Source organism: Cellulomonas rhizosphaerae (assembly GCF_003470205.1).
GTDB classification, from domain to species: Bacteria; Actinomycetota; Actinomycetes; order Actinomycetales; family Cellulomonadaceae; genus Cellulomonas; species Cellulomonas rhizosphaerae.
On the sequence record NZ_QWKP01000076.1, the window covers coordinates 1 to 5121 of the forward strand.

Sequence of the window (5121 nt, forward strand, 5' to 3'; positions counted from 1 at the left end):
TCCCGCGCCATGCCCGCGACGACGGAGCCCACCACCCCTGCGGGGGCGGTGGGCTCCGTCGTCGGCGGGCTCCTTGCCGTTCACGCGCATCCGGACGATGAGACCCTGGCGACCGGCGCACTCCTGGCGACCTGGGCCGCCGCCGGGCTGCCCGTGACGCTCGTGACCTGCACGCGGGGTGAGCGGGGCGAGGTGATCGGGTCGTCGCTGGCTCATCTCGAGGGTGACGGCCCGGCCCTCGCCGCGCACCGCGAGGGTGAGCTCGCCGCCGCGCTGGCCGCGCTCGGCGTGAGCGACCACGTGTTCCTCGACGGCGGCGGCGACCGCTACGAGGACTCGGGCATGGCGTGGGTGTCCGCGGGCCGGGCCGGCGCGGCCGAGGCGATCCCGCCGCGCGCGTTCGTCGGGATCCCGCTCGACGAGGCCGCCGGTCGCCTGGCCGACGTGCTGCGCGACCGTGGACCCGCGGTGGTCGTCACCTACGAGCCCGCGGGCGGGTACGGGCACCCCGACCACGTGCGCGCGCACGAGGTGACCCGACGCGCGCTCGAGCTCGCGGGGATCGATCCCGTGGAGCTGTGGGCCGCGCAGGGCTCGTCGGCGCTGCGGGCCGGGCTGGCCGCGCTCTCGCCGGTCGACGGGCTCGTCGTCCCGGACACGGGCGGTCCGCTGCCGTCGGTCGCGGTGCCCGACGAGGACGTGGACCTCCTCGTCGACGTCGCACCCGTCCTGGACAGGGTGCTCGCGGCGCTGCGCGCGCACGCGACGCAGGTCCAGGCCGTCTCGCCGCTCGACTCGCGTGCCGCCCTCGCGCAGTACGCGCTCAGCAACGCGATCCTCGCGCCCGTGCTGCCCGACGAGGGCTACCGCGTCGCTCGTGCGGGCGCCGGTGTGGACTGGCCCGGCGGGATCCACACGCGGCGCTGAGCGCACGGGCGCGGCGGGTAGCCTGGCGCGCGTGCGGCACCTCTCCCTCTCGACGGTCGTCAAGGCCGTCCTCGCCCTGGTCCTGGGGCTCCTGCTCGGCGCGTTCGGCACCGTGATGCACCGCAGCATCCCGCCGTGGGGCGTGGTGCTCGCGCTCGCCCTCGTGCTCACGGTCGGCGTGCTCGTGCGTGCCTGGTCCGGGCTGCTCGCGCTGCTCGGGCTCGCGATCGGCGTGCTCGTCTCGGTGCAGGTGCTCTCGCAGACGGGTCCTGGCGGCGACGTGCTGGTGCCCGCGTCCGGGCCCGGCGTGCAGTGGGCGGGGCTCGGGTGGGTGTGGGTGCTGGGCTCGATCGCGGTGCTCGTCGTCGCGGGCGTGCTGCCGCAGCGGTGGTTCGTCGACCCGCCGCTCGTGCCGGCCGAGCCGGGGCCCGCGTGGCCTGCGGTCGAGGGCCCGTCGGACGGCGACCCCGTGCTCCCCGGGCTCGAGAAGCCCGTCGCCGACGAGCCGCGGCCGTGACCGTCGACAGCGACCGCTACCGCGCGACCGTCTCGCGCCTGCCCGCGGGCGTCGCCGTCGTGGTCCTGCAGTGGCGCGGCACGCAGCACGCGATGACCGCGTCGGCGGTGGCGTCGGTCTCGCTCGACCCGCCGCTGCTCATGTTCTGCGTGCACGCCGACGCGCGCGTGCGCGAGGCCCTCGACGACGTCGACACCTGGGCGGTCAGCGTCCTGTCCGACGCGCAGGGCCCGACGGCCGACTGGCTCTCGTCGCCCGGTCGCCCCGCGGTCGGCCAGCTCGACCGCGTGCCGCACCGCGCGGCCCCGGTCTCGGGAGCCGCGTGGATCGACGGCGCCGCGGCGTGGTTCGAATGCCGGACCGCCGCCGTGCACCCCGCGGGCGACCACGACATCGTCGTCGGCACCGTCCTGGCGGCCGAGCAGGGCGCTCCCGGCGCCGGTGGCCTGGTGCACCTGCGCGGACGCCTGCACGAGGTGCGCGGCTGACGCCACGCCCGGCATCCTGCGAGGGCGCCCAGATCCGCCACGTAGAATCGCGCGGGCGCAGGTGGCGCGGGCAATCGTGGGGGAGCAGATGAGCGACGGTACCGACCGGGACGGCCTGGAGCCGACCGACGACGCCCCGGCACAGGACGCCGCGACCGACGACGTCTGGCCCGTGTGGGGCGGCGGGAGCGTGCTCGGTGCGTCGACCGTGCGGCCTGCGGACGCCGACGAGCGTGCGGCCGTTGCTGCCGCGGGTTCCGACGACGCGGACGACGCTCCGGACGGCGACGCGCCGACCGACGACGCCTCGGTCGACCAGACTCCTGCCGACGCGACTCCTGACGACGAGACTCCTGACGACGAGACTCCTGACTACGCGACCGCTGACGACGCGACTGCCCAGGACGCCGCAGCTGATGAGGCTGCCCCTGCGGACACGGTCGTGCCCGAAGGCGGCGAGACCACCGAGGCCGACGCGAGCGACGGTGCCGGTCCGGACGGCGATGCTGGAGAGGCGCTGGAGGGTGACGCACCCGCAGGCGTGGACTCTGCGGGCGAGCCGCCGTCCGACGACGAGGCCCCCGCCGGCACCGACGCGGCAGCCCCTGCCGAGGCTGCCGACGACGTCGCGTCCAGCGCCCCTGAGCCCAGCGCGCAGAGCGCGGCCCCGGGGGCACCCGTCGACGAGGCCGCCCCCGACACGCCCGCGACCGAGAACGGTGAGGCGGCGCAGGCGGACCCGTCGGCGACCGCAGCGCGCGAGGCCGACGCGCCCACGGCTGAGACCGCCGTCATCGCTCCGGTCGACGAGCCTGAGCCCGCGGCCCCGTCGCGCACCGACGAGACGCAGCTCATCGCTCCGGTTGCTGCGGCAGCGGCGGCCTCGACCGAGTCGCCTCGCGGCTCCGCCCCGGTCCGCACCTCGACGCGTCAGCCGTCGTCGTCGCCCGCGCCGGAGCGTCCCGCCGCGCCGTCCACCGCCGCAGCCGCCGGAGCCGCTGGGGTTGCAGCAGCCGCGGCAACCGCCGCACCAGCAGCAGCCGCGACAGCGTCGCCCGCTGCACCGGCACCGAACGCACCGGCAGCACCCGCTGCTGCACCGACCCCTGCGGCCCCCGCCGCAGCAGCGCCCGCCGCCGCAACCACAGCCGCCGCAACCACAGCCGCCGCAGCAACGGCAGCCGCGGCTGCAGCGTCCGCAGCGCCGGGATCAGGAGCAGGAGCAGCGCCCGCCGCGGCCACGCCCCTGCGCGTGTCCGCCGGCCCGGTGACCCCCACCCCGCGCAAGGAGTCCCCGCTGGACGTGTTCGAGTCCGACAGCGGCAAGCGGCGCTGGCCCAAGCGGCTGGCCGTGATCCTGGCGATCCTCGTCGTGCTCGTCGGCGGCTACGTCGTGGCCTCCTACGCCCTCGCGGACCGCGTGCCGCGCGGGGCGACCGTGGCCGGCGTGGACATCGGCGGGCTCTCGTCGGACGAGGCGGTCACCCGCCTGGACGGCGAGCTCCACGACGCGACGTCGGAGCCGATCGACGTCGTCGCGAACGACGTGACCGCGAGCATCGACCCGAAGGACGCCGGGCTCACGTTCGACGCGCAGGCGACGGTCGACCAGCTCACGGGCGTCAACCTGCTCGAGCCCCGCCGCCTGTGGCAGCACGTGGTCGGCGTCGGCGAGGCCGAGCCCGTCACCGCGGTCGACGACGCGGCACTCGCGCAGTCGGTCGAGGGTCTCGAGGGCGCGCTGTCCGAGGCGCCGGTCGACGGGTCGGTCATCTTCGTCGACGGCACCGCGCAGGCCACCCAGGCGACCGAGGGCTGGACGCTCGACACCGAGGGTGCCGAGCAGGTCGTCACGGACCAGTGGCTCACGGGTGCGCGACCGCTCGACCTGCCGACCGAGCCGGTCGAGCCGGACATCACGCAGGCGGAGACCGACGCGGCGCTGGCCGTCGCGGAGCAGGCAGTCTCCGGCCCGGTCTCGGTGACGGTCGACGACCAGCTCGCGGTGCTGACGCCCGCCGAGGTCGCGTCGGCGTCCTCGATGGTGCCGGTCGACGGCGACCTCGTGCTGCAGATGGACGGCGAGAAGCTCTCGAAGGACGTGCTCGACCAGCTGCCCGACCTGCTGACCGAGGCCTCGGACGCGACGTTCACGTTCAAGGACGACAAGCCCAAGCTCGTGCCGGGCAAGCCCGGGACGACGATCGACCCCGACGCGCTGGCGACCTCGGTCGCGGCCGCATCGGTCGCCGCCGAGCGCAACGCCGAGGTCAAGCTCGTCGAGTCGGATCCGAAGGACTCCACCGCGGAGCTGAAGAAGCTCGGCATCAAGGAAATCGTCTCGGAGTTCTCGACGCCGCTGACGCCCGAGCCGAAGCGCACGCAGAACATCAGGACCGGCCTGTCGCACATCACGGGCACGCTCCTCCGCCCCGGCGAGACGTTCAGCCTCACCGAGGCGCTCGGACCGGTGGACGCCAAGCACGGGTTCATCGACGCCGGCGCGATCGTCAGCGGCGAGCACGTGCAGGCCATCGGCGGCGGGCTCTCGCAGGTGTCGACGACCACCTACAACGCCGCGTTCTTCGCCGGCATGGAAGACGTCGAGCACACGCCGCACAGCGAGTGGTTCGCGCGCTACCCCGAGGGCCGCGAGGCGACGATCTTCACCGGCGTGCTCGACATGAAGTGGAAGAACAACACGCCCAACGGCGTGCTCGTGCAGGGCTGGGTCAAGGACGGGCGCGCCTACGTGCGTCTGTGGGGCACGAAGTACTGGACGGTCACGACGACGACGAGCCCGCGCTCGGGCGTCGTCGCGCCGACCACCGTGTACTCCCAGTCGGCGACCTGCGAGCCCTCGCTCGCCGGCAATCCGGGCTTCTCGGTGACGGTCACGCGCAAGACGTTCCTCGACGACGTGCTGAAGAAGACCGAGTCGAACTCCTGGCGCTACAAGCCCCAGAACAAGATCGTCTGCGGCGAGCCGCCGGACGCCAAGGACGAGGACAAGTAGGGACTCAGCGCGGGCCGCGGCGCGGCGGGGCGGGCGGGATCTGCTTGGACAGGACGATGTCCGCGGCGGGAACCCGCACCTCGCCGTGACGGGTGCCGATCAGCACCCCCGCGTCGTCGACGGACAGCAGGTCACCCAGGACATCGGTGAACGGAGGCTCGTCGGGAGCGGGG

At 74.9% G+C, this 5121-nt stretch carries 5 protein-coding genes; 4 read left to right on the top strand and 1 reads right to left on the bottom strand.

Features of this window, described 5'->3' with window-relative positions; all coding sequences use genetic code 11:
* From D1825_RS01320 to D1825_RS01335, 4 genes are all read left to right on the top strand, one after another.
* Nucleotides 1-927, top strand: a 927-nt coding sequence (locus tag D1825_RS01320; RefSeq protein WP_325051450.1) for a PIG-L family deacetylase, incomplete at its 5' end; no start/stop codon positions are given.
* Between the two features lie 31 nt (nucleotides 928-958).
* Nucleotides 959-1444 carry a hypothetical protein gene (locus D1825_RS01325; RefSeq protein ID WP_138067243.1) on the top strand — a complete coding sequence of 162 codons (486 nt, stop codon included), beginning with the start codon at nucleotides 959-961 and terminating at the stop codon, nucleotides 1442-1444.
* Nucleotides 1441-1932, top strand: coding sequence for a flavin reductase family protein (locus D1825_RS01330; protein WP_118765714.1), 492 nt, complete (start codon nucleotides 1441-1443; stop codon nucleotides 1930-1932). Before D1825_RS01325 ends, D1825_RS01330 begins: the two co-directional genes overlap by 4 nt.
* An 88-nt stretch (nucleotides 1933-2020) precedes the next feature.
* Complete coding sequence (locus tag D1825_RS01335) at nucleotides 2021-4948, top strand: VanW family protein (protein WP_118765715.1); 2928 nt, start codon at nucleotides 2021-2023, stop codon at nucleotides 4946-4948.
* Nucleotides 4949-4952: 4 nt separating this feature from the next.
* Here the strand turns inward: D1825_RS01335 and D1825_RS18845 are convergent.
* A partial coding sequence (locus D1825_RS18845; RefSeq protein ID WP_158580658.1) for a putative acetyltransferase occupies nucleotides 4953-5121 on the bottom strand: 169 nt, incomplete at its 5' end.